General features: G+C 58.2%; 2 protein-coding genes. Both read left to right on the top strand.

Annotated features, from left to right (window positions below; translation table 11 throughout):
• The coding region (locus tag ACOI1H_RS25470; protein WP_422441107.1) for a fatty acid desaturase at positions 1-431 on the top strand (431 nt) is incomplete at its 5' end.
• 156 nt (positions 432-587) lie between these two features.
• Positions 588-1575: IS4 family transposase (locus ACOI1H_RS25465; protein WP_422441105.1), on the top strand; the 988-nt coding region annotated here is incomplete at its 3' end.

Genomic DNA, 1575 nt, shown 5'->3' with positions numbered 1-1575 from the left:
CACTGACGCTGATCTTCGTCTTTGGTGGTTGGCAGGCACTGGCTTTCGTGTTCCTGCCGCCGACGCTCGTAGCCGCCTCTGCCGGGGTCTGGCTGTTTTATGTCCAGCACCAGTTTGAGACGACCCAATGGGAACGCGAGCCCGATTGGCAATTGCACGAAGCGGCACTTCACGGCAGCTCTCATTACGACCTGCCGCCGGTACTGCGCTGGATGACCGCCAACATCGGTATCCACCACGTGCATCACCTCTACAGCCGTATCCCGTTCTATCGCCTGCCCGATGTGTTGCGCGACCATCAGGAACTGGTGGAGGTCAGCCGCATGACCCTGCGCCAAAGCCTGCGCTGCGCCTCGCTTAATCTATGGGATGCAGAGGCCGCTCGTCTGATCTCGTACAAGCAGGCGATCCGGCAATTGCGCACCGCTTGAAAACAGGGATTTAATTTGCGTCAATCGTAAGGCTACGGCGAGGCTTGCAGTTACCCATAAGTCGTGCGGCAAATTGATTCACCCAGCAGACTTCGCCTTGTCCGAATAGGCCCAATCATGATTCGTCATGTTGCACCGAATGATTGAGGTGCGCGGATGGTGCAGAGTTGGGTGGCAGCAGAAACGGCTGCGTGCGATCTTGGGGACGCCCGGCTAAACCGGCGCCTTGGGGCAATGTTCGAGGCTCTCGGGGAACGACCGGGGAAACCGCTGCCGACGGCGTTTCAGGATTGGTCGAACACCAAGGCTGCTTACCGCTTCTTTTCGAACGGGAATGTCAGTGAAGACAAGATCCTCGCAGGCCATTTTGCCGCCTCTGCCTTGCGCATCAGCGCAACTGAGGGTGCCATTCTGATCCTTCAAGACACGACGAAATTGTCTTTCAAGCGTGCGGATCCGCAGAAGGTGGGGTTCACGCACGTGTCGACCGGACGCAAGATAAAGGACGGGCGCTATCAGAAACATGCGGTCTCTGGGCTCCTGATGCATGCCAGCCTGGCTATCACGCCGGAGGGTTTGCCCCTTGGCCTGACGGCGGCGAAATTCTGGTCGCGCGCTAAGTTCAAGGGAACCCGTGCCCTTAAACGCAAGATCAATCCAACGCGGGTGCCGATTGAGCAAAAGGAAAGCATGCGCTGGCTTGATAATCTGCGCCGATCCACAGAACTGGCGAGTGCACCCGAGCGCTGCGTGCATATCGGTGATCGGGAAAGCGACATCTACGAGCTCTACTGCCTGGCTGAGGAACTCGGAACCGGGTTCCTGGTGCGCAGTTGTGTCGACCGCTTGGCGGAGAATGGCTACACGACCATTGGGAAAGTGATGGCGCAGGTGCAATCCAGCGGCACCCACGAGACCCAGTTCCGCGACGCGCAGGGGAAAGCCCATCACGCGGTCCTATCGATCCGTCACGCTTCGATGACGGTTCGCCCGCCGATCGGAAAGCAAAAGAAATATGCACATCAGAACCTTCCGATCATTTATGCCGAAGAGCTCGACCCGCCAGAAGGTCGGGCACCTGTATTCTGGAAACTGATCACAAATCTGCCGGTCGCGACCCATGCGGAGGCCGTTCACAAACTTG

This window comes from Loktanella sp. DJP18, assembly GCF_049310965.1.
Lineage (GTDB): Bacteria > Pseudomonadota > Alphaproteobacteria > Rhodobacterales > Rhodobacteraceae > Loktanella.
This window is presented reverse-complemented; position numbering and strand designations above follow the sequence as displayed.